General features: G+C 40.2%; 20 protein-coding genes and 1 tRNA gene. 6 read left to right on the top strand and 15 right to left on the bottom strand.

The annotated features are described in order from the left end of the window. Positions 1-3 precede the first annotated feature (3 nt). The 5 genes from DUT71_RS10920 to DUT71_RS10900 form a co-directional block, all read right to left on the bottom strand. A complete protein-coding gene (locus DUT71_RS10920) occupies positions 4-1260 on the bottom strand; it encodes a type IX secretion system plug protein (protein WP_113662572.1) in 1257 nt (418 codons plus the stop codon). A gap of 53 nt (positions 1261-1313) precedes the next feature. Further along, positions 1314-2294: a Gfo/Idh/MocA family protein gene (locus tag DUT71_RS10915; RefSeq protein WP_113662571.1), complete on the bottom strand. Its 981-nt coding sequence runs from the start codon at positions 2292-2294 to the stop codon at positions 1314-1316. 110 nt (positions 2295-2404) lie between these two features. Further along, positions 2405-4312: an ABC-F family ATP-binding cassette domain-containing protein gene (locus DUT71_RS10910; protein WP_113662570.1), complete on the bottom strand. Its 1908-nt coding sequence runs from the start codon at positions 4310-4312 to the stop codon at positions 2405-2407. A 152-nt stretch (positions 4313-4464) separates the two neighbouring features. After that, on the bottom strand, positions 4465-5145 hold the full coding sequence (locus DUT71_RS10905) for a response regulator transcription factor (RefSeq protein WP_113662569.1): 681 nt from the start codon (positions 5143-5145) through the stop codon (positions 4465-4467). Then, positions 5135-6466 carry a sensor histidine kinase gene (locus tag DUT71_RS10900; RefSeq protein ID WP_113662568.1) on the bottom strand — a complete coding sequence of 444 codons (1332 nt, stop codon included), beginning with the start codon at positions 6464-6466 and terminating at the stop codon, positions 5135-5137. The genes DUT71_RS10905 and DUT71_RS10900 overlap by 11 nt, the downstream gene beginning before the upstream one ends. A 213-nt stretch (positions 6467-6679) precedes the next feature. Here DUT71_RS10900 and DUT71_RS10895 point away from each other — a divergent pair, with 213 nt between their 5' ends. Continuing rightward, positions 6680-9037 carry an outer membrane beta-barrel family protein gene (locus DUT71_RS10895; protein WP_113662567.1) on the top strand — a complete coding sequence of 786 codons (2358 nt, stop codon included), beginning with the start codon at positions 6680-6682 and terminating at the stop codon, positions 9035-9037. Positions 9038-9105: 68 nt separating this feature from the next. Here the strand turns inward: DUT71_RS10895 and DUT71_RS10890 are convergent, their stop codons facing one another. Next, positions 9106-12195 carry an AsmA family protein gene (locus tag DUT71_RS10890; protein WP_113662566.1) on the bottom strand — a complete coding sequence of 1030 codons (3090 nt, stop codon included), beginning with the start codon at positions 12193-12195 and terminating at the stop codon, positions 9106-9108. Positions 12196-12348: 153 nt separating this feature from the next. Here DUT71_RS10890 and DUT71_RS10885 point away from each other — a divergent pair, with 153 nt between their 5' ends. The 3 genes from DUT71_RS10885 (at position 12349) to DUT71_RS10875 (ending at position 14823) form a co-directional block, all read left to right on the top strand. Continuing rightward, positions 12349-12759: an Rrf2 family transcriptional regulator gene (locus tag DUT71_RS10885; protein WP_113662565.1), complete on the top strand. Its 411-nt coding sequence runs from the start codon at positions 12349-12351 to the stop codon at positions 12757-12759. A gap of 70 nt (positions 12760-12829) precedes the next feature. Further along, the gene (locus DUT71_RS10880) at positions 12830-13477 is read left to right on the top strand and encodes an NAD(P)-dependent oxidoreductase (RefSeq protein WP_113662564.1); all 648 of its coding nucleotides are present in this window, start codon (positions 12830-12832) and stop codon (positions 13475-13477) included. 317 nt (positions 13478-13794) lie between these two features. After that, on the top strand, positions 13795-14823 hold the full coding sequence (locus DUT71_RS10875; protein WP_113662563.1) for a quinone-dependent dihydroorotate dehydrogenase: 1029 nt from the start codon (positions 13795-13797) through the stop codon (positions 14821-14823). On the opposite strand, the gene DUT71_RS10870 is transcribed toward DUT71_RS10875, so the two are convergent. Further along, the gene (locus tag DUT71_RS10870; protein ID WP_113662562.1) at positions 14820-15254 is read right to left on the bottom strand and encodes an SRPBCC family protein; all 435 of its coding nucleotides are present in this window, start codon (positions 15252-15254) and stop codon (positions 14820-14822) included. The two genes, DUT71_RS10875 and DUT71_RS10870, sit on opposite strands and share 4 nt — an antisense overlap. A gap of 148 nt (positions 15255-15402) precedes the next feature. Between DUT71_RS10870 and DUT71_RS10865 the strand changes: the two genes are divergently transcribed. Next, on the top strand, positions 15403-15744 hold the full coding sequence (locus DUT71_RS10865) for a hypothetical protein (protein ID WP_113662561.1): 342 nt from the start codon (positions 15403-15405) through the stop codon (positions 15742-15744). A 64-nt stretch (positions 15745-15808) separates the two neighbouring features. Here the strand turns inward: DUT71_RS10865 and DUT71_RS10860 are convergent, their stop codons facing one another. The 3 genes from DUT71_RS10860 to DUT71_RS10850 all read right to left on the bottom strand — a co-directional run bounded on the left by DUT71_RS10860 (position 15809) and on the right by DUT71_RS10850 (position 16914). After that, a complete protein-coding gene (locus DUT71_RS10860) occupies positions 15809-15979 on the bottom strand; it encodes a spore protein (RefSeq protein ID WP_113639047.1) in 171 nt (56 codons plus the stop codon). 35 nt (positions 15980-16014) lie between these two features. After that, a tRNA-Cys gene (locus DUT71_RS10855) sits at positions 16015-16088 on the bottom strand. 85 nt (positions 16089-16173) lie between these two features. Continuing rightward, positions 16174-16914 (bottom strand): TrmH family RNA methyltransferase, encoded by a 741-nt coding sequence (locus DUT71_RS10850; RefSeq protein ID WP_113662560.1) that lies wholly within the window; start codon positions 16912-16914, stop codon positions 16174-16176. Here DUT71_RS10850 and tamL point away from each other — a divergent pair. Then, complete coding sequence (gene tamL, locus DUT71_RS10845) at positions 16905-19292, top strand: translocation and assembly module lipoprotein TamL (protein ID WP_113662559.1); 2388 nt, start codon at positions 16905-16907, stop codon at positions 19290-19292. The two genes, DUT71_RS10850 and tamL, sit on opposite strands and share 10 nt — an antisense overlap. Positions 19293-19474: 182 nt before the next feature. Here the strand turns inward: tamL and DUT71_RS10840 are convergent, their stop codons facing one another. From DUT71_RS10840 to DUT71_RS10825, 5 genes are read right to left on the bottom strand one after another with little or no spacing between them, the layout of a single operon-like run. Further along, complete coding sequence (locus DUT71_RS10840) at positions 19475-20002, bottom strand: hypothetical protein (protein ID WP_113662558.1); 528 nt, start codon at positions 20000-20002, stop codon at positions 19475-19477. Between the two features lie 3 nt (positions 20003-20005). Beyond that, the gene (locus DUT71_RS10835) at positions 20006-22294 is read right to left on the bottom strand and encodes a patatin-like phospholipase family protein (protein WP_240186903.1); all 2289 of its coding nucleotides are present in this window, start codon (positions 22292-22294) and stop codon (positions 20006-20008) included. 59 nt (positions 22295-22353) lie between these two features. After that, entirely contained in the window at positions 22354-22842 is a 489-nt protein-coding gene (locus tag DUT71_RS10830; protein WP_113662556.1) for a TspO/MBR family protein, read from the bottom strand. A gap of 50 nt (positions 22843-22892) precedes the next feature. Then, positions 22893-23039 carry a DUF5522 domain-containing protein gene (locus DUT71_RS20205; RefSeq protein ID WP_162796027.1) on the bottom strand — a complete coding sequence of 49 codons (147 nt, stop codon included), beginning with the start codon at positions 23037-23039 and terminating at the stop codon, positions 22893-22895. Beyond that, positions 23040-23990, bottom strand: coding sequence for an MBL fold metallo-hydrolase (locus DUT71_RS10825; RefSeq protein ID WP_113662555.1), 951 nt, complete (start codon positions 23988-23990; stop codon positions 23040-23042). It lies immediately after the preceding gene. Positions 23991-24147: the final 157 nt, after the last annotated feature.

Raw genomic sequence — 24147 nt, 5'->3', positions numbered from 1 at the left:
GGCTTAACGTTTAACGCTGTTAACATTCGCGAAACCAACCAAGTCATCGTACCGGGCACCGGGTCTTCTGTAGTAGGCAAATATTTGGTAAGCGTTTTCGGTTTCAAAAAACGAACCCTCAAAAACGGTATCGTTAAATTTGCCGTTTTCATCTACCCAAACATATTTGAAATCATAAAGTCCCTGCTTTAGTTTGATGTTGCCGTAAAACCTTCGCCTCGATGATTCAAAGGTGAGCATGTTATCTGCGGTAAGCGCATAATTGTTAAACCTGCCAAACACATACACATTGCCTTTGGGCGTAGGCGGCGGGGCTGCTAAGGTGAACAGCATATAGGCATAATCACTATCTGTTACATTATCCCTGCCGTCGGTATTCCTGATAAAGAAATTGCCATTTTCGTCAAACTGGTTGCTGTATCGGGTGCTGTTGTTGGGCAAATCAATAGATAGGATAACATTTTGTGTGCTATCTCGGTAAATATCGGCAACATGTTCGGCTTTGTATCTGAAGCTGCGGGTATCAAACTTCCTGAACTCGTTTCCGGCCCAGAACTGATTGGTGTTAATGTCGTTATATACCAAAGTGCCCGGTTTTACAAAGGAGGGTTTGGTATTTACAATAGCTGTTTGTGGAATAGCATTTTGCATGACTACCGCTTTAACCTCCAGGTAGGGGTTGTTAATGGCTGTTTGGTGGAAGATACTAAAATTGATCTTCTGTTTACTGTTTCTGTCGGCCACATCAGTTGCCGGAACCACTTCTGCACCAATATTAAAGGTGCTGTTAAGTACATAAAAACGTTGGGTAATTGCTACCTTGCTGGGATCGTTGTCATCGTATATTTTCAGGATATAGTTGCCGCCAACCTTGGGCTTCATTTGTTCGTTGGGAAAAGTAAGCTGGTAATGTGTAAACTTTACCAGGGTATTAAAGGAGTAACGATAATTGAAAAGAATATCCTGTTGCACGCCTTCCAGATAATCTAGGAGGTTCATTCTCGAGGGTTTCCAGTCCCAAGTGCAATGCTCAATGGTATAGCTGTAATTTTTTTGTCCACCACGTAAATCGTCAAATGCAAAAGTGATCGTTTCTGAACTTTTCAGGTTAATGACAGGGAGCGATTGCTCTTTGCTGCTGTTGTAACATTCAACTGTTTTAATATAACTTTTAAAGATCTTGTTCTGGTACTCAGTTTGAGCTTTTGCGCGATATAGGTAAAAAACGGAGAAAAGGCAGCAGAGCAGTTTGTATTTCATTTATAATCGTTTATACCAAAGGTAACGAAATTGGACATAAAAATAGTTTCCCGCTAGTTATTTTTGCCGGTAAAGCCATCCATCAATTTCATGGTTACCAAAGCTTCTTCTGCAGAGCATGGGTTTGGGCCTAGGTTCCTAAAGTAAGCCACTACCTGCTCAATCATTGGCTGCTGAACGTGCTGTAAGGGTTCAAAATTGATCAGTTGTTCGTCGCTGTCAACACTTATTTTAATGGATTGCCCAAACACCGAAAAACTGATTTTGCCTTTTGAACCGTATATTTCGCAACGGTCCGTTTGTTCGTTTTTAGGGGAACTGAAACACCACATGCCGTTAAATACCACGCCATTTTCGAATAAGATGTGGCCCGTTACTAAATCCTCTACAGGTTCTGCGGCGTCTTTTTTATGTGCCAAGCCATTAAATTGTTTTACATTTCCAAAATAATAAAGCATTAAGTCCAACTGATGCGGGGCAAGATCGTGGAATAAACCTCCACCAGAGATTGCGGGGTTTATTCTCCAATTTTCTGCCGTGTTGGCAATCACCTGGTTGGCTTTGGGTTGTAGCATTTTCAAATCTACCAATCGTACTTGGCCAATAGTATTGGCTTCCAATAACGATTTTATCTTTAAGAATAGGGGCTGTGCTCTCCTGTAATGGGCAACCACCAATTTTATGCCATGTTGCTGAGCGGCATTGGCCATATTTTGGGCGGCAATGCCGTTTAAGGCCATTGGTTTTTCTACATATACGGGCTTGCCTGCGGCAAGTGCGGCAAGCGTATATGTTTCATGCTGTAATGGTGGGGTGGCAATGTAAATGGCGTTTACTTCGGCATCGTTGATTAAATCGGCAGCATTGCTGTACCACTTTGGCACGGCATGACGTTTGGCATAATCTTGGGCTTTTGCAGCATCCCTTCGCATTACCGCAACTAATTTGGAGTGGGGCACTTTGTTAAAAGCAGGACCGCTTTTTACTTCGGTTACATCGCCACAGCCAATAATTCCCCATTTAATTTCGTTCATGATGGATTCTTTTTAAAACGTCATTGCGAGGTACGAAGCAATCCTAAGGCGAAAGATATATACGCTTAATTGTAAGATTGCTTCGTCCCTCGCAATGACGAGAAAATGTATTACCCTTCCAATTCCATAATTTCAGATGCGAGAGCTTCCCAGGTTTGCTGCGCAGCGTCAAGCAGGGCTTTTTCCGATTGGTATTTCTGGTTGGCCGCCTGTAATTTCTTAGCATCGCTAAAAACCTCTTCTTGAGCTAGCTCCGCTTCACAAGCTTTTATGCTGGCCTCAAATACCATAATTTCCTCCTCAATACGTTTTAATTTTTCGTTCAGCTTTTTTAACTGTTGCTGTGTATTGGCCGAAACAGGCTCACTAACTTTTGGTTTTTTCTCTTCCTGTTTTACAGGGATAGGTTTTGGAACAGGTTTTACGCGTTTAGCATCCCACTCCTCAAACTCTGCGTAGTTGCCTGGGTATTGCTTGATCTTTTCATCTTCAATAAACCAGATTTTGTTGGCTACATTGTCTAAGAAATACCTATCGTGGGATACCGTAATAAATGTACCTTCATATTGCTGTAAAGCTTGGATCAGGATGTTTACCGACTGGATGTCCAGGTGGTTGGTTGGCTCATCCAAAATCAAGAAATTGCTATCTGCAGTTAACGATTTGGCAAGGGCCACTCTCGATTTTTCGCCTCCCGACAGCACCTTGATCTTTTTGAACACATCATCGCCCGTGAACAAGAAACAACCTAAAATACCCCTAAGCTCTGTGTCGGTATGTTTTGGGGCAAAGGCCTGCAGCTCTTCCAGAATGGTGTTTTCCAGGTGTAGCGATTCCAATTGGTGCTGAGCGAAAAAAGTAGCCGTTACGTTATGGCCTGTTTCACAGAAGCCTTCGTATTTTTCAGTTCCTGCGATAATACGTAGCAAGGTTGATTTACCTTTGCCATTGGCGCCAATCAGGGCAATTTTATCGCCCTTTTCAATAATAGCCTCCGCATCTTTTAAGATTTTAACATTCGGATAAGCTTTGGTAACATGTTCCACACGCACTACGTGCCTGCCTGAAGGTTTAGAGAACTTAAAGCTAAAGTTTACCGTTGGGTTATCGTCATCCACGTCGTCTACACGCTCCATTCTGTCCAAAGCTTTCATGCGGCTTTGTGCCATCTTGGCTTTGCTGGCTTTAGCTTTAAAACGTTCAATTAAACGCTCTTCTTGCTTAATTTTAGCCTGTTGGTTTTTGTATTCGCCACGTTGTATCTCGGCCCTCAGTTCCTTTTCCTCTAAATAAAAGGTGTAATTGCCGCTGTACATGGTTAATTTGCCTTTGCGGCTTTCCACAATTTTATTGGTAGTTTTATCCAGGAAATATTTATCGTGCGATACAATTACGATAGCTCCTTCGAAACTGCTCAGATAGGTTTCAAGCCACTTAATGGAAGGTAGGTCCATGTGGTTAGTGGGCTCATCCAGCAGTAAGATATCAGGGTCCTGCAATAGGATTTTGGCCAGCATTACACGCATGCGCCATCCGCCCGAAAAAGTGTTCAGTGGGCGCAGCTGATCTTCGGCACTAAAACCCAAACCTGCTAAAACCTCATTGGCTCTATATTCAATATTATAGCCGTCCAAAGCATCAAATTCCTGTTGCTTTTGGGCCAGTTTATTTAAAGTTTCCTCGCTGTAATCCGTTTCAATAACCTTTAAAAGCGCTTCAATTTCGTCGTGCAGCTTATTTTGGCGGTCAAAAGCCTCCATGGCTACATGTAAAATGGTATGGTGGCTATCGTACGATAGCAAATCTTGGTTCAAATAGCCAATGCGTAAATCTTTGGCCATTGAAATGCTGCCTGAGGTGGGGGTGTACTCGCCCACAATCAATCGCAACAGGGTCGATTTTCCAGTGCCATTTGCACCGATCAGGCCAACCTTGTCGCCTGGCTTAATATGCCAGTCCGCTTCGTCATACAGGGCCCTGGAGCCAATCAAAAAACTTAAGTTATTAATCGAAATCATTATGAGGCAAAGATAGCAATAGATTTACGATTTTACGGTGTTGGCTTATTAAACCACAAGCATCTTCTTTTGCCGAAGAAAGCATGGGGGTTAAATTAACCGCTAAGAAAACCGGAAGTGGCTACGACGAAGAAGGTTTGTGCCACTGGTGCCTACGCTGGAAATTCAATTTTAAAACCTACTCCGCGGATAGAATCAAAGCTTATTCTGGGGTCATGCTGAAAATACTTGCGCAGGCGGGTCATAAACACATCAAGGCTTCGGCCCAAGAAATAATCATCCTTGCCCCAAAGCTTTTCCAATATATCCCTGCGGTTAACAATCTGATGGTTATGGTTTAAAAAAAGTGTTAGCAGCTCTGCTTCCTTTTCGGTAAGCTGGATAACCAGATCGTTAAAAACCAACTGATATAATGCCGGATTAAAGGAGTATTCCCCAAGGCGAATACTTTTGTTTGGTATGGGGCTTGTTTGCCTTTTAAGGATGTTATGTATCCGCAACAGTAACTCTTCAGGTTCGCAAGGTTTGGTGATATAATCGTCGGCACCCAATTTCAAACCTAAAATCCTGTCAATACTTTGCCCTTTAGCGGTTAAAAACAAGAAGGGGATTTCATGCTGCTTGCGAATGGTTTTGGCTAAAGTAAAACCATCCATTTCTGGTAGCATCACATCTAAAATAGCCAATTGGTTATTTTGAAGGGTATCATGGTTTTCCAAAAGCACTTTAGGATTGGTGTGCCAAGTTACCTCAAAACCCGATGACTCCAGGTACTGTTTAAGTGCCATTCCCAAATCAGCATCGTCCTCAACCAATAAAATTTTAGTGTCCATTAGCTAGCGTGATTTTAAATGTTACACCATTTTTAGCGTTTGAAAATACTTTAATATTCCCTTTATGTTTTTCAATGGTTTGTTTCACAATGTATAAACCAAGCCCTAGTCCGTTAATCTGTAGGTTCTCTTTTCGGCTTACCCGGTAATATTTTTCGAAAATATGGGCTTGTGCTTCTTGTGGAATCCCTATGCCATCATCGCTTACTTCCAGGTAGATTTGTTCCGCAAAATCAAGGCTCAAATTTACATTGATTGCCCTATATTTGGCCGAATTTTCGATCAAATTGCCAATTATCTGTTCCAGATCCCTTAGGGAAAGTGCGTGGTTATACGTAAAATTAAATTGAGTGTTTAACTGCAATAGGTCAAATTGTGCTTTTAGGACATTGAGGTAATTGGCTATATCGCTTTGCGAGGCAACCGCACTTTCGCTGGTATTACTGTTGATGGATGAAATTACCTTTTCCAAACGCTGTACCTGTCGTTCTAGCAGGGATTTCGTTTCGCTATGGGGCGTATTGGCCAAAGTAAACTTTAGTGTGGTTAGGGGAGTGTTTAGTTCGTGCGCAATAGAGTCAATAGAAGTATAAAGCTGGGCCACCTTCTCTTGTTGCAACCGCAGGTTTTTAAGCGTTTTCCAGAATAGATAGATCAGTAATGCAACAATGGAAATGCTGACCAGCAGCAGGGGCAAAATGTGCTTTAAAACCAATAGGCGTAAGTTAAGCAGTTCTACAATGGTTCTCGATTTAATGGTGTAATGGTAATTTTGATTAAGCTTTAGTTCCGTATCTTTTTCCGTGAGGTTAGAATTCCATTTGCCCACATTAAAAACAATGCCTTTTTTGATGTTCTTTTTGGTTTTGAACAAAATTAACGGCGATTTGACAGGTACCAGTTCCCTTCGCTCATTTTCGTCGTAAATGGAGTAAATCTCGCTTCTCAGGGCAATGTCGTAAACGGTATTTTTGGTCCGTTTTTCTATAAATTTATCAATGTTTTGCTGAAAGTGCTTTTTAAAAGTATACCACTGCTTCAGTTGGTTGATTTGTTGGTTTCGCAAATTGTCGTTACTGTCTAGCCTTTTCAATTTCTTAATTAAAGCTTCTTCGCTAGCTTCGTCCTCAAATTGCCTAAGATCACTTAAAACACTATCCGCAATGCTCTTAGCGTATTTGTTCAGCTCCTTTTCTTCAAAGCGGTAAGAGTTGTATAAGTAGTAGCCTTGCAGGCCAATGAGTACCAAAAAGCTTGCTGTAAACAACAAGGTGGCACTTAGTTTTTTATTCATATCCAAAAATACAAAGCTCCTCTTCATTTTTAAGGTATTAACGCATCGTTAACCTTTCATTAACCTAGTTTTTGGGTTTTTCAGTGGAGTTTTGCATCGAAACAAATATTAATCATCACAGATCAATCTAACACCAAATGAAATTTAAAATCATGCTCTTTTGGTGAAACAAATGATTGGAAAAACCTTTGAATGGTTCGGTAAATGAAAATAACAATACATAATAATCTATAAAATTTTATGAAATATCTAATAGTAGCAGTGTTGCTGTTGCCGATGTTTGGGAAGGCGCAACTGGTAAAAGGTAGGATAGAGGACGAAAAGCAGCAAGCCATTGCCGATGCGATGATACAGTTGAAAGGGAGCGACAAAATTTATTATTCTGATGGTAACGGTGCCTTTGTGTTAGCACTAAATGCTTTGCCATTTACTATTTATGTGAATAAAGCCGGCTACAAGCCCTATCAAAATGTAGTTGCCGAAAACCCGGTGTTGCCTTTAAAAATTATCATGAAAAAGGACAGTATTATTGAATTAAATGCCGTAAACGTGAACTATAAAAAGCCTTTGTTAAAACGCAAAGCCGATCGGTTGGAATTTAATGTTGACCATACGCCGCTGCAAAACCTCAGCGGGTGGGATATTTTAAAAAATACACCAAATGTAGTTGTAAAAAATGAAGAGCTGACCATACGTGGCAGTGCCCAAATTTTGGTGACCATAAACGATAAAAAAACGCTGATGACCCAAGAACAGTTAAAGATGTTCCTGGAAAATACGGACGGGAAAAACATCAGTTCGGTAGAGGTAATTACCAACCCGCCAGCAAAATATGAAGCCCAAGGCGGTGCGGTGCTTAATATCAAAATGAAGCAAAATAAATTGTTGGGATATAAGGGCACCTTATCATCAAGGTATCACCAGTCTATTTATGCTAAAGGCCGTTTGGGTTTGGCACAATCATTCAATACCGATAAATTACAGGTGAGCGGTAACTACGATTTTGTTTCGGGGAATTATGTGCGCAAAAACTTTGACGTGGTGATTTTTGATCACAACAATACCCGTTGGGAAAGTGATATGGTGAGGAAAAGCGAATCGCACCAGCAGCACCTCTATAACTTCTCATCTCAGTATAGTATGGATAGTTTGACCACTTTCCAGTTGGGTTTTGATGGGAACTTTAACCCTAATTTGGTGGGAAACTACAATGTGCCCACCAACATTTATAACACGCTAAGCAATCAACTGGAGTCTAATTATGTAACCTTAAACCAAAGAAACCAGCGTTACGGCAATTTTAATGCCTACTTGGTGCTCGATAAAAAGTTTGGGAACCATAACCTTACATTGAGTAATAATTACAGCAACAATACGCACCGCGAAGATCAGGACGTATCTACCATCTTGCGGTTCATGAACCAGCCCGAAGACTACCGGCGTTTTGCCAATAACAGCAAACAGCATATTAAACTTTATGCCACGCAGTTGGATTATCGTTTAGCTAAAAATAGCTTTACGCTAGAAGGGGGCTTAAAATACAGTTACGTAAATAACCGGAACAATCTGCGCTTTTTAAGTGAAAATGGTGGTGGCTCACTCATTATTGATCCCACAAAAAGTAATTTGTTCAATTATGTAGAGAATATTTATGCCGCCTATCTTTCATCGGAATACAAATGGAAAGAATGGGAGGTAAAATTAGGCTTGCGCTCAGAAACTACGCAAATCAATACCGATTCGGATAATCCAGTGGCTAAAAATGCCAATACCCGAACAAGTATTTTCCCTACTTTATATGTAATGCGCCAATTGAAGGAAGACCAACAGTTGGGGTTTTCCTACGGCAAACGGATCAATAGGCCAAATTACAGTTTCCTTAATCCATCCAAATCTTATTACAATCTGTATGCATATTTTCAGGGTGATGCCAATTTGAAGTCGACCATGTTCCATAACCTCAGCTTAACTTATACGCTTAAAGATTGGAACTTTGAAGCTTACTACAGCTACATAAAGGATCCGTCCATGGAAATCTCTATCCAAAACCCCGAAACATTTGAAACCAAGTATCATTATACCAATATCAGCAAAGGCGAAATTGTGGGGGTAAACCTATCTAAAAGTTTCAGTATCACTAACCTTTGGAAGTTGAATTTATTTACTATGGGCGAGTATAACGAAGATTTTTTTATGGGGGTTGATAACCAATTGCATAAAAACAGGGTGTTTTTTTACCATGCCAATATTTCTACCCAAATTACCTTGGATAAAGCGAAAACATGGGATTTGAATGCTAGCTATGCGTATAATTCAAAATCGGTACAAGGTTCGTTCACCATCAGCCCTTCGCAGCGAACCAATATTGTACTGAACAAGAAAATGTTCAACAAGCGTTTTGAAACTGGTTTGGTATTGAACGATCTTTTTAAGACCGATAAAAATACCATTTCTACTCGTTACGCTAATCAAAATCAATATTTTAAGGATTATCGTGATACGCAATATTTCATGGTTAACTTAAAGTTCCACTTTGGTAACCAAAAGGTAAAGGATGCCAAGGCTGCTGGTAAAACAGAAGAACAAAGACGTATGTAACCGAAAAAGCCACTGATACGCAAATCGGTTTGACCTGTGCATCGGTGGCTTCATTCGATAAAGAACACTTACTTGCTGTCCGTATCTTCTGTTTCTTCCAATTTACCGTCTTTATTGCGTTTCAATTTCACTATCGGTTTCTCCTGCGTGCCAGTTACACTTAAGGGAATCCCGATGATTCCGAAAGGGGGTAAGCCCAATCTGCCGCTTAAATTCAATCTGCCATCAAAACTTACTTGGCCTTCAAAACGAGGCCTGAAACCAGCAATTCGCATTTTGGTACGTTCAATGGTAATAATGTTGTTTTTGATGGTGGTTTTAACCACTACATCTTTCAAATTCGGGTTGGTTAAACTATCGCGTTTGGTTTCCCTGCTTACGGCATTCATCATTTTAAAACCAGCTAGTTTTACATCTTTCAGGGTAAGGGAGCCGCCACCTTTGATAGATGGGAATACAGGGTACATCTCGTCATTTAAGCGGCCGGTCAGCTGATAATCTAATCCCACAACGCCTTTCACCTTTGAAGCTGACGTGGCCATTTCCCTGAACAGTTTGATTTCTTTGTAGGCCCTTGCGATATCAAATTCCTTAGCACTCAGTTTAAAATCGAAATTGGCCGATTTTGTACTGGTACTTTGGTAGCTGGCATCCATTACCACTTTAGCCCCAATAATATCAAAGCCAGTTTGCGATAAGCTTAGCTTGCCGTTGTTAAGGGTCATGGTTCCTTTAGCATTTTTTAGGTTAAGGCCATTGTAGGCAACATTATTGGCATTGGCATTAAAAGTAACATTTAAATTGGCAGGAATCAGGATCACTCCTTTAGCAGCGGGAGCAGTGGCCGTGTGGTTGTTGTCCGCATACACCATAAATTCATCCGCAATGATTTTGTTGCTGTGCAGGGCAAAGTTTCCGGCCAATTTTTCCCTTTCATCAAAAATGAAGTTCACGTAGTTGTTCAAATTGCCGTTCAGTTTAAAATCGGAACCACCATAGGAAGCGTTAAACTCCTCAAATTTTAAGGCCGAAGAACTGAAGGAGAATTTTCCGTTTTTAATGATGAAAGGATTTGGGAACATATCCATTAAGATATTCAGGTCCTTAATGCTCATCATGCCTTTATTGCTTAAACGGTTGTAGCGGCCTGCCAGGGCATCGCTTTGCAGTCCCTTGAAATTTACGTTGGTGTAGATCAGGCCGTGCACCTGGTATCCGGGAATAGCAAATACCTTGTAGAGTTTTCCAATATCCAAAGTTCCTCTTGAGCTGATATTGTAGGATACATTTTCGAGATTGCTCACATTGGCTTTCAGTAGAAAAGGTTGCCCTGCCATTTCAAACGAGATAGGTTTAACGTTTAGTAGAGTACCTTTCAAGTTGCCATTGTTGTTGGTCACTACGGCATCAACATCAATTTTTTCTATAGCCTCGTTAAAGTTGGCCGTTTTGATATAGCCTTGGTTAAGCCTGATTAAAGCATTGGTAACGGGGAACATCTTTTTTGATTTATCGTACGACCCCTTGCTACTTACATCGATAGAAAGTTTACCGTCCAAGATCAGGTCTTTGATAGGGTAAAAGTTCTTGATTTCCGCAAAATTGATCTCGGTTTTTAGGCCCAGATCAAGGGTGATGTTATTGATGGTTTGTAGTTTCAGATGTCCTTTGATATAATTGGAAAGGGCATTTACATCGATATTGTTGATGGCCAAAACAGTATTTTTGTAGTTGCCATTGTTGTTGTTGCCCACAAAATCAAAATTAATTTTATCAATAGGCGAAGGCAATGACGCATATTTGAAATAGCCGTTGCTTAATTTGATTTTTGCAGCAAATTGCGGAACGGTGGCAATAACGGTGTCCACTCTTCTGATACCGCTTTTAACAGCTTTTTTGCTGTATTTTCCATGGGCATCAAGCGACATGACCAAGCGGCCCTTAACCACGGTGCTGTCCAAATTAATTACCTTGGCCCATTTCTCCAAATCAATATCTGAACGGGTTTTAGTGAATATCTGAGGTTCTTTCAGGCCTTTTATTTTTGTGGTAGAAGAAAAATAATCCTTCCCGATATTAAAATACAGGCTATCCATGTTAAGATCTAAGCTATCCGGATTTAAGCCTGGTACCTTGGTTTGTAAGTTTAAGAACAGGTTTTTGATGGATTCAGGAGCGTTAGGATTGGTGATTTCGCCATCTCTAATTTTCATGTTAAAGGTCAAGCTTGGCATCGAATTGCTTTCGGCAATATACTTTCCAATCAGGGAAGCATCAATTTCAGCATAGCCCTTAATCTTGGTGCGTTCCAATTTGTCGGCAATTTCAGGAGGTAGAGCCGTGAAAATATTATGTAAATCTGTTTCCTTCGCCTGGGTCTTGAAATCCATATCATAACCATCTTTCAGGAAAGAGAAACGGCCCACAAAACGGATGGGTAGTGAGTTGATTTTGATGTTGTTCTCGTCAAACAACAAATCCAAAGAGTTGGTGTTGATTTTGGTGATGAGTTTGGCGTTCAGTTTTTTGTGCAGTAAATAAGGCGTGCCGGCATAATATACGTCGGCATCTTTGACAGATAATTTACTTTTCAAATCGAAAATCGCTTTGCTTAAATCGCCAGTTCCGCTATAATCAACGCCTTTGGCATCAATCACCATCGGGATTGACTTGTCATTGTAAACCAAATCACTGTTTTTGATATAAATTCCCTCGATTTTGATAGCCGTGCTACTTGTGTCGGTGCTTTTTTTGCCATCGTTCTTGCTCTCGTAAACGTTGTAATTGGCATGGCCCTGTTCATCTGAAAGGATGTTGATTTTGGCACGGTCCAAATAAAACTCGTCAACTTTGATCTGTTCACCAAATAGCGAAAACAAATTAATACCCAATGCCATTTGTTTGGCATAAATCAAGGTGTCATTTTTAAACGGTTCCGAGCCTTTCAGTAAGAAATCATCCAAATTTAAGGTTAACGAAGGAAAATGTGTAAAGAAAGACAATCCGGTTCCTTTGAAGCTAACTTGGCCCTTGATGTTTTGATTAATCGCTTTGGTAATCTGCTGATTAATGGTTTTAGGGATCAGGAAAGGAACAATGAATAATAGCGCTATTATTGAAGCAATGCTGATGCCTAATATTTTAAAAAATTTTTTCAAGATGGTAATTTGTTATGGCGTTTTCCTGCAAAGATAAGGTCTGGCACCATTGCTGAACCCATTGTAACATATTTTAACAAAAAAATAACCAAATTTATTTGTACCTGTTAAAACTATTGCTTTATTTTGTACTGTAATAAATAAAATTACAGAATGAACAACGGCAGGTTTGCAATTTCCCTACATATTTTGGTTTTGCTTGATCAGGCAAAAGGGGAGTTGCTATCATCTGACTATATGGCGGGGAGCATCAATATCAATCCAGTTTTGGTAAGAAAAGAATTGGTTAACCTACGTGAACATGGCTTTATAGTAAGCAAAGAAGGAAAAAATGGAGGCAGTGCTTTGGCCATACCAGCAAGCGAAATTACGTTGGGCGCTTTATATCAAAGTGTAAAAGGGAGCTATTTATTGGGAAGCCATAAGAATGACCCAAATCCGCTTTGCGCAGTGGGAAAAGACATCAATAAGCACTTGATTGATCTGTATAACGAAACAGAGCTGCGTTTAATTGAACAACTTAATCGGCAAACCCTGGCTGATTTTAGTGGGAAGTTTGGCTGATATTTTTTTTGTTAAAACTGTAATAAATTTAGTTACAATTAAGATTGACATTAACATTTTAAATTAAAATATGAAAGTAGCAGTAATTGGAGCAACAGGTTTTGTGGGGCAAAACCTGGTAAAAGAGTTGGCCGATAGGGGCCACGAAGTGTTGGCAATAGCAAGAAACACTGAAAAAGTTGTTCAAAAAGAAAATGTGGTAGCAAAGAATGTAGATGCGACTAACCCACAAGCTTTGGCAGCAGCCATAAATGGTTACGACGTGGTAGTAAGCGCCTTTAATGCCGGCTGGACTAACCCAAATATCTATCACGATTTTATTAAGGGAGCTGAAGCCATTCAGGCGGGAGTGAAGGCTTCAAATGTAAACCGTTTGATTGTGATTGGCGGTGCCGGTAGTTTGTTTATTGACGGCAAGCAATTGGTGGATGGAGAAAATTTTCCAGCGGAAATTAAGCCAGGGGCAACGGCGGCAAGAGATTATTTGAATACTCTTAAAGAAGAAAAGGAGTTGAACTGGACATTTTTCAGCCCGGCAATCGAAATGCACGCAGGTGTTACCATTGGTCGTACGGGAAAGTATCGTTTAGGTTTGGAAAATCCGGTTTTTGATGATGCGGGCAAATGTGTACTTTCTGTAGAAGATTTGGCTATTGTAATAGCCGATGAAGTGGAAAGCAATAAGCACCCACGCCAGCGTTTTACCGCTGCGTATTAATTGGTTTTATGATTTGAGGGGAAAGAGGCTGTGTTGGGATCAACATGGCCTTTTTTTCATCTGTTTTGTTGCTGATATGATTAATGGGAGTGAGATTTGATGATGTTTGTTGGAGATTTTTCGCTGCACTCAGAATAGCAAAATGAGATGAAAAGGAAGTGAACTTGGTGTTATAAACCTTGGCGAAGCGGTTATGGCAAGTGTAACGCAGCCATTTGAGCAAAGCAAAGGACTGGTTTTGCCATATTCGCCGAGGGTGCTTTCCTAAAATTAAATTAAGAAAATGTTAAGATTTGCTTTTTTGTTATCTTCGCATCATGTATCGTTTGGTAAAGCCTATATTCTTCAAATTTGATCCGGAAAATGTACACCATTTTGTGGTAAAACGCTTAAAGTGGTTCAATGATTTCTTCCCGTTTGGTAAATCTGTATTAAGGGGCAGCTATGACGTTAGCTTTAAAGGTTTAGAGCGAGAGGTTTTTGGATTGAAATTCAAAAACCCGGTGGGTTTGGCTGCAGGTTTTGATAAAAACGGCGAATATGTAGAAGCCTTGAGCAATTTGGGCTTCGGCTTTGTTGAGGTAGGCACGGTTACGCCGCTGCCGCAACCCGGGAACGATAAGCCAAGGATGTTTCGCTTGCCTGAAGATGCCGCTTTGATTAACCGAATGGGCTTTAACAATAAAGGTGTTGATACCATGGCCGAGCGTTTGCGGCTATTGAAAGACCGCCATCCGGATATTATTGTGGGTGGCAATATCGGGAAAAACAAAAATACACCAAACGAAGATGCTGTTTACGACTATATCAAATGTTTTGATCGTTTGTTTGATGTAGTTGACTATTTTGTGGTGAACGTGAGCTCGCCCAATACCCCTGGTTTAAGGGCATTGCAGGAAAAAGAACCTTTGATGGAACTTTTAAATACCTTGCAGAAACGCAACTGTAAAAACAATATTTCTAGGCCAATCCTCTTAAAAATAGCACCTGATTTAACCCACGAGCAGTTGGATGATATCATCGAAATTGTAAAGCAAACGGGCATTGCAGGCGTAATTGCTACCAATACCACTATAGGCCGTGATGGCCTGTACTCGCCAGAAAAGCTTAAGGGCGAAATGGGTGGCTTGAGCGGAAAGCCGCTAACCAAGCGATCAACGGAAGTGATCCGCTACCTTTCGGAAAAATCAAATCAGGCATTTCCAATTATCGGGGTGGGAGGGATCCATTCTGCCGAGGATGCCAGAGAAAAATTGGATGCTGGCGCATGTTTGGTACAATTATATACCGGCTTTATCTATGAAGGACCAGGATTGATTAAAGAAATCTGCAAATCTTTGGCCTAATCGTTTCCTTCCAGATATTTTTTTAAGCTGGTGTGTAAAATATAATTCCAGCCCTCCACAAAATTCTCTTTTGCAAAATCAGGGCCACCTTCCTCTAAAGTGTGTACGTTGGCGTGCGTAAGCCTAACAAGGGTTTGCTCACCTTTGTCCATCAGTTGCCATGTTACTTCGGAGTTGCCCGGATAATTGTCGTAACGCCAAGTGTGCGCCAATTTTTCGTTTTCTTGCACCGCGGTAATTTCACAAAGGTGCAGGTATTGTGGGCCATCGTCGGGTCCGCCCATAAAATCAAATCTGAAACCCACTTTAGGTTCAAAGGAGTCGATATTGAAATACCATTTTTTCATTTCCTTGGGGTCTGTTAGGGCAGTCCATACTTGGTTAATTGGGGCTTTGAAAGTACGTTCAACTAAAATATGGTCCTTTTTCATTGCGTATGGTTTAGTTACTGATGTTGGTTTCAAGATTAACAAAAACCATTGCTTTTTGATTGTATTATTTTTAAATCGCTGATAATCAACAGTGAATAAAAAATGTCGTTTTCTTATTTGGAATTATTCTAAATAATTTGATATTTGTATGATCAGCTTTAAAAAAGATATGTGCAAGAAAACCATGATCGCCAACTCAGGAGAGATACAGATAACCCAATGTAGTAACTGTAAGATGATTAACGTTTGGAAACCGGGGCTTTTGCTCAGTTTTTCTTTTAATCAGTTCTATGAGTTTACGAAAGTGGCCAAAAAGCTCAACTTCGATAAATACTTTGAGTATGGCCCTGATGGGAATAGGATTGTGATACTGTCTACGCCTTTTCCGGATATCTGCTTAAAGTTTACCAGGGCTGAGCTGAATGATTTTGTACATGCTATTGATGAGGCGATGTACATGCACAAAGTTTACGAACTGGTGCATAGTTAAAAATTGGTTGTAAAGCAAAAGTCCCGCCATGGCGGGACTTTTCTTGTGCTTTTAATCTAAAAAATTACTTAGCTAAAGAGGCTAATACAGCATTGTTTTTTGCTAATTGATCTTTTGTAGATTGTTTAGAGCGGCTACCTAGTTCTAGGTTAGTTGCCAATTTCAAGTTTTTTACTTCTAAACGAGAAACAGTTTTGTTGTATCTGTCTTTTCTTTTTAATCTGGTAACTGCCATGATAATGAGCTTTATTTCTTTTTAATATTTTAAACTGGAGGTCGAGAGCGGATTCGAACCGCTGTACAAGGTTTTGCAGACCTCTGCCTAGCCACTCGGCCACTCGACCCTTATTTTCAAGGTTGCAAAAATAACAATTAAAAGTAAGCTTGCAAACTATATGGCCCAAATTGTTCAATTATTTTAATAAAAAATTATTTTCTGCTGATTTCACTACAGAAGATTGCCGCTGATACAGCTACATTTAAAGACTCGGCCTGCCCAAAACGGGGAATGGTTACCGGAACGCTAATTTGCCCAATGAGCTCTTTACCAATGCCATGCCCTTCATTGCCCAACAAAATCAAGCCTTCTTTACCCCAGTTGGTTTTATAAATGTTTTGGCCATTGAGTAAGGCGCCATAAATTGGCAACTTGATATTTTTTAAAAAAGGAAGCAGTGGCGTGTAGATGATGTTTACCCTGCACAAAGAACCCATGGTTGATTGTACCGTTTTAGGATTGTAGGCTTCCACCGTGTTTTCTGAACAAATGATGGTTTTAATCCCAAACCAATCGGCAGTTCTGATGATGGTGCCAAAATTTCCAGGATCTTGCACATCAGCCAGTACCAGCGAAAAGGTATTCCGCAAAGTGTTTGAGTTTACTTCTTTTTTGGACGGTATGTGTACCAATGCCAGTATATGTTGGGGAGTTTGCAGGGTGCTAATCTTTTGCAGCTCAGCCTCCGTTACTTCAAATAAATTTATATTTGCATTAACTTTAGGTAAAGCGGTGGCTATTTTCGAGGTATAGTAAATGCTATGTGTCTGATAATCAGAATTCAAAAATTCAATGATAGATTTTATACCTTCGATAATGAAAATTCCGTTTTCTTTACGGTACTTTTTTTGATGAAGTGATTTAATAAAACTGATTTGGGATTTTGAAAGCATATACTAACAACAATAAACAGGACATTCAACTTCTTGCAATATTACTATTTATTCTTGTTTTTATAGCAGGATGCGCTTCAACAAAATATATAGAAGACTATCAGGCCATTGTTAAAAAGGTAGAAATAGATAGTATAGACAAGGCTTACGAGGAAGCGGCCTATGCTTACGTACAAAAGGATATCAAACCAATTGAAGGTTTGGGGATCAACGTTGGTATTTACAATATTTTCAATACCAAAAATGGCAAGTACAAAAAAAATAACATTAAACCTTTAGGTTCTCCTCCTCCCATTTTAGACAGCACCCTGGTAGAGATTTCGAGGAGTCAAATTGAAAAATTTCTGAAAAGCAAGGGGTTCTTTAATGCCAAGGTAACTTCCGAAATTGCTGTAAAGAACAAGAAAGCAAAGCTTAAGTTTACTGCCAATACGGGCAAACCTTTCATGGTAGATAAGGTTACGATAGAAATTCCGGACGAAGCGCTAAGATCGTTATACCTGGGGGCTAAACCAAAATTCTCAAGGCTTAGTGAAGGGATGCAGTACGATGAGGATTCGCTTGCTTATGAAAGGGAGGAAATTTATACCTTGATGAGACGTAATGGTTATTACGATTTTGTAAGGCCCTACGTAAGATTTTGGCCTGATTCGAACAAAAACAACAACAAGGTAAGTGTGAAGCTGGTTGTTGAAAACCCTATTGACAGCACTAAAAGGCATACCAAATACCGCATCGGGAGAACCGATATCCTGATAGCTCCAAATACAGAAGGATTTACCGACTCCATCACCTTCAATAGGCGTACCCTCAACGGGATCCGTTTTACAGATCTTTCAGGAAAATTTAGAAGAAATCCCATTACCCGTTATGATTTTATCAAGCCTGGAACTACTTATAATATTGATAACGAAACGTTAACCTACGATAGGCTTTATGAACTAAATATCTTCAAAAATGTGAAGATAGACTATTTGAAAAATAAAGATACCGCAGACGTTATAGATCCAGTGATCATGCTTATCCCTCAAAAAAGGATGAGCAACCGTATAGAGGGAGAAATACCATTCAATAACGCCACTGTTGGTTTTACCTTAAGCAATACCTACACCAATAATAATTTTTTAAAAGGTGGAGAAAAATTCCAGTTTCAGGTTAAAGGTGGTCTACAGTCAAGGTACAATGGGGTAGGCAATATCTTTTCGGATATCTACCAGCGAGACTTTTCGGTTAGCGCTAGTTTAACGGTGCCCCGCCTAATTGTTCCCTTTAGGATCCCGATAATGGGCAAAAATGGTATTCCGTACACTACGTTTTCGAGCAGCTACCTGTACGCCTTGCAAAAAGATATCACCGTTCGTAGGGTTTTTATTAACTCCATTACCTATGATTGGGTAGAGACCAAGTCGAAAATCCATTCGTTTACCCCACTTAACTTCGAGTATCGTTTCGGTAGTGTGTTGATAGATACCCTTACTGAGCAAAATGTAGAAACGGTTGTAAATAACTTCTATAATCTGCTATTGCTTGACAGAAAGAATTTTACACTTGGGATGAAATATGCCTATTCCTTAAATGCCGATAAATTGCTACAAAATAGAAGTTTCATCTATTTCAGGGGGAATATTGATATTGCCGGAAATTTATTGCAGGGCATATCTAGGCTAATGGGCAAAAAGGGAGGCCCGGAGAGCGGACGTGTCCTGGGCCTGCCATTTACCCAATATGTAAGGCCAGAAATAGATCTTAGATGGTATAAGAGCCTGGGGGCTGAATCGCAACTGGTAACTCGAGTTAACATAGGTGTTGGATATGCCTATGGTAACTCCACCGCTATACCTTATGAAAAGTTATTTTATGCAGGCGGATCAAGCGGGGTAAGGGCATGGCAAGCCCGAACCTTAGGCCCGGGCAATTACAACCGGGAAGTAATTCTTACCCCTGAAGCAAGGGCTGCGGCCTTCGGTTTCGACCAGTTGGGACAAATGCGGATCGAAGCAAATCTCGAGCATCGCTTTCCCTTGGTACGCAAGTTCTTTGGCGGTAAACTAAACGGTGCAACTTTTTTAGATGCGGGTAATATTTGGAACATTGCACCGGGCAATCCTCAACCACAAACCTATTTTAAATTTGATCAGCTGGGTAATCAAATTGCGCTGGGCACGGGTTTTGGTTTTAGGTATGATGTGCAGTTTTTCGTATTCAGGTTTGATGTTGGTTTGAAATTAAAAGATCCACAGTTTGTGGGTGACGAACAATGGGTAATCAGTAAATTCTTTAGCGGTGGAAAAACTTTTAAAGCTAATTATTTAGCCACCCACAATCCTGATAGATATCGTTTTGTGCAATATAATTTCGGTATCGGGATGCCTTTTTAGTCTCAATTTCAGGGTTTCGGTTTGTATTTCTCCAATACTTAAAGATCAAAGCCCTGATCTTTTGCGGCATGAGTGTTATTGTCAATCCACATCCGGTTTTCAGGTAAATATCAACCTTTAATTTTAAGTTTACGGCAAAGGGTCCTAGCTGTTGTATATGGCGTTAAGCTAAATTCGGCAAATTAAACGAGGTTTTTCAGGTAGTCAAATATCGTCTCAAAGTAGGTGGAAATATTTAATCCTTTACTGTAGCTAAAGAAAAAGAACACCAGAAACAGGATAATTCCCAGATAAATAAACTTTTTGAAGGCAAAGGCCAAAATGATAATGACTAATGGAATAACAATGAAGAACGCACGGCTGATGGTGATTGGGCTAAGGTCATTGGCCTTTTTATAAATATAAAGCAATTTGCTATGCGTTCCGCCATCATTTTCGTGCTTAATGTAAACAAAGGTTGATTTGTCTATCGGAAGCGGTAAAATGGAAACACCATCGTGAAAGTTGAGCTGTTGGGTAAAGCCACTTACGCTAAAAGTATAGGTGCCGTTAATGCTTTCTATCGGGTTTTCTAGGCTGTCTGTAGCGATTATGGCAATCTTATTGTTTTTCAATAAACTTTCTTTTACCATAAAATGATCAATGCTTGCATGTTGCGCAAAGCAGGTACTTGAAATAAGCAATAAATAAAAAAATACAAATGGTTTCATCTGTTATTCTAATGAGCGTTTGTTGTAAATTAAATATCCAATATGTAAAAGCACGCCATGCCTTCGCTTGCTCTGGTCGTATAAGTTGTAACTTAAGCTAATAGGTCCTAGCGGCGATTGATATACCAATCCGGCAGTACCTGCATAGCGCCATTTTCCCAAAGTTTCTTCAAATCCTACCTGCTGCAAGCCAATTTTTTTAAATTCCTGATAAGGTAAAAATACATAACCTTCTATACGCAAGTCAAATTTTCTTTTCAGGTTAATGATGTTTTTGATACCACCAGCGGCGTAGTTAAAGGCCCTAAAATTTTCCAGAAAAATAGATCTGCTATCTTGTAGTGGATAAAATGCTGGCGAGGCCAATAAAGTACTGTAAAAATTGGTGAACAGGGGCTGGTTGGACACTACTCCCTCAACCAAATAACCCAGGCTGTATTTAGCGGTATGTAGGAAATAGAACTCGTAGGTAAATTTTGCGTGCACCCACGATCTAAAATTTCTGGAAAGCTCGGGAGTTGCACTGGCACCCAAAGAATTAGCCAAGATGTTTCCCGGACGATAATTTTCTTTTCCTGTGGTATAATTTAGACTTAACAGAATGTTTTGACCAGCCGTTGGGTATTGCTTTCGGTTAAGCGAGTTTTTTTCCAGAGTAAGTGCTGCTCTAAAGCCATTGAAAACTGTTCTGTCCAGTAAATCGCCAACTACAAAAGCGTTGGTTGGGCTGTAGTTATCACTGTTATTGATGAATGCGGCATTGAGGATGATTCTTGCATTTCTGTTGAGCGGCATGCCCAGCTTAAGGTCTATCTTCCGGTCTGATTGGTCAATGTAGGTAGGCGAGGGATTTTCTACAAAAATCTTACTGGTGTTGTAAAAGTTCCAATGATTATAAGTAAGCTCGGCAGCTAAAAACAAAGGTAGTTTTGTGGGATAATCGATACGTCCACTCAATTGCGCCGACTCGTAAAACCGGCCCGAATAGAAATTTGATGCGAAAGTGTATGCTTTTCTGTTGAGATAATTAAACTGGACACCCAAAAATACATTGCTGATAGGACGGGTTGAAATGTTGCCCCCAAAATCTATTTTCAGGCTTTTGCGCTGCTGTGCAAGGATTTCAAAATCGTAACTGTCAGAGCCCGCATCGTAACTGATTTTAGGGTAAACAGTTTCGAAAACCTCATCGGCCACCAGTTTATAGTAACCTCGCTTAATATCGCTTAAATTGAAGGTTTTTTGGTCGCTTTTAAAAAGCCGCTCTACATATTTTTTCTGTTGTGAATTAACGCCTTTTACAATGATGTTACTAAAAATCAGCTCTGATTTTTGGCTGTTAAAATCAGTCCGTTTTTTCAACAGCTCTTGTGGCGATACCCTTCGGCTTATGGCTTCCTTAATCTTGTCCATTTCGGCCATGGTAGCTTCATAGCCTTTTTTGATCAGCTCATCTACGGCAAAGAAATTTGTTGAACTGTAATCCGCTAGATCAGGCTCGATGTAGATGCCGTTTTTGCCCACCAGTGTAGAGTCGGATTTGGAGAGGAACATATATACCAAAAGCCTGTTCATCAGCCGGTCATCATCTTTTGGGTATTCATTAAAGGTTTTGGAAGATACATTGGCTCCGATAATAAAATCGGGTTTGAACTCTTTTTGCATTACATCAGCGGGGAAATTGTTGTAAATTCCGCCATCAAATACAAACTTATCTTCCAGTTTGATGGGCCTATAGATCAAAGGAACAGTCATGCTGGCCCTAACTGCTTCTGCCAAACTTCCTTTGCTTACCGTAATACTTTTTTGCGATAGCACATCGGATACCATGCAGCGAAAGGGTACCAATAAATTGTCGAAATTATCTTTTGCAATAGCCGATGCCTGCGAGAAAAATTCCAGCAGCGCAAAATTCAATGGAATATCGTTTACCAAATTTGGCCTGAAACTAAGTCTTAAACTGGTGTCTATGGCCATTTTAGCAGTCAAAACTGATGGATTTGGCGTTGATTTCTGGAAATAGAAATTATAATCGCTCTGGTATCGTCCATTTACCCAGTCCTGAAAATCTTTGCTGGTTGCAATTTTCTCCATCTGGACGGGTGAGTATCCAGCAGCATACATCGCACCTACAATTGCTCCCATGGAAGTTCCGGTGATGTAATCGATAGGGATATTGTTTTCTTCCAAGGCTTTTAAGGTACCGATATGGGCCAAGCCCTTTGCACCGCCACCACTAAATACCAGTCCAACTTTTTGCGCACTAAGTTGAAAACAAATGGTTGTTAGCAATATGAAAAATATACTTTTACGAAGCATGGCTCATAAAAGTACCTATTTCTTTTGGTTTTTTAGTTAAGGGTAAAGATGGAATATGTTAAATAGGTAGCAAAACTTACCCATACAAAGTAGGGTAGGAACAACCAGGCGGCCAACCTATCGAAACGGTAGAAGATAAAGGCGTTGATCACGATGAGCATCAATAAAAGGATAATTTCGATTAGGGCAAATCCAATTTGGTGCAGTTCAAAAAAGATGAATGACCACATGAGGTTAAACGCAAGCTGTACCAAGTAGATGATCACTGCCCAGTGAAACCACTCGGCACTTTTACGTTTTTGCCATACCCTAAAGGAAGCAACGCCCATTAAAATATATAGGGTAGTCCATACGGGCGCAAATACCCAGTTTGGCGGATTAAACGATGGTTTGTTGATGGTTGTGTACCATGTTTTTACCGATTCCATGGTGAATTGACTGCCAATAAAGCCTATTAAGAGCGGTATTGCAAGGCAGATTAAAAACGTGATGATATTGGCCAATGGGCTTTGCTTTGTCATGCTTAACGATTACAATGGTTTAACAACAATTTTGATAAAGTGTTTAGAAGTTATCCTTTTTTTGTTTTCTTTTTGCCGAAATTCCAGGGGCAGTGTTTGCATTTGTTTTTACAGCAATAACCGCGTTTCAGGTGGTAGGCCCTGGTAAAAACCATCAGGCCATCTTCGTTGAAATAAAAGTCTTCTCCCGCTTTCATCTAATTTAGGATTTTAACTTCCAATTGATTTGAAAAGTGTGCTTTAAGGTATTTGCCCTCGCCGTGTAAGGTCCATACTTCCTGGGGTTTAACCTGCTCAATGGTTTGGATGATGCCGTTCCAATCTACATGATCGGAAATGTATAACGAATGGCCATTTCCCTGCTGTAGGTGCTTCCATCCCGTGGCAAAAACCCGTACCACATTAATTGCCCTAATATAGCTGTTGAACACCATAGGAGGCACCAAATAAACGTTGCCCTGCAGCTCCTGTTTCATGATTTTTCTATCGTAGGGCTGGTATTTGCCCAATGAAACGCCTGAATTTTCGTAAAGATGAACGAAGGGCATAATGCTGTGGTGTACCAAGATTTTCTTGGATGGGCAATGTTCGCTCATTAAAGAAATTAATCTTTGGCTTTTCCCCAAGGCATAGGCACCCAGCATGATATTGTTGTGTATTTGATTGAGTTTTTTAATCTCCTCTTCTGCCGGTGGATGGGAAACCGAGGGATCTGCAAAAGTAGTTTCGGTAATCAGTACATCAGCTTGTACAAATTCGATGGGCTCACAAGTGGTGTCCCTTTCCAATTTGTAATCGCCAGTATAGAGGTATCTGATACCTTTATATTCCATAAGCACCATGGCTGATCCTAAGATATGCCCCGCTGGGTAAAAGCTTATTTTTACGCCATTTAGTTCAAATTGTTGCTGGTATAACTTGGTTTCAAATTGAGCAGCTGCAAACTTCTTATACCTGTGCTGCATAAAAAGTTGGGTTGCTTTGGTACAATATACGTAGTGGTTGCCACTTACGGCATGATCACCATGTGCATGAGAAATTACGGCATGTGCTACGGCTTCTTGAGGGTCTAAATAAAAATTGCCATAAGCGCAATATAAACCTGTTTTGGTGAGTGTAATAAAATCTGGAAGTATGGGGTTGGTCATTATTGTTTTGTTGAAACTAGGTGCTAATGTGGTACAGCTGATGCTGGAATAAATTTGCTTCGCAGCTACTTCGCGGTCAGCATGGCGAACCATCGTTTTAGCGCTGCCCTGAATTTATTCCACGGCAGGTATATACATCATTGTTATTTTACAAATC

The organism is Pedobacter nanyangensis (assembly GCF_003313505.1).
GTDB lineage: Bacteria > Bacteroidota > Bacteroidia > Sphingobacteriales > Sphingobacteriaceae > Pedobacter > Pedobacter nanyangensis.
Note: the sequence above shows the minus strand (reverse complement) of the source record. Positions and strands in the feature narration are given on the sequence as shown.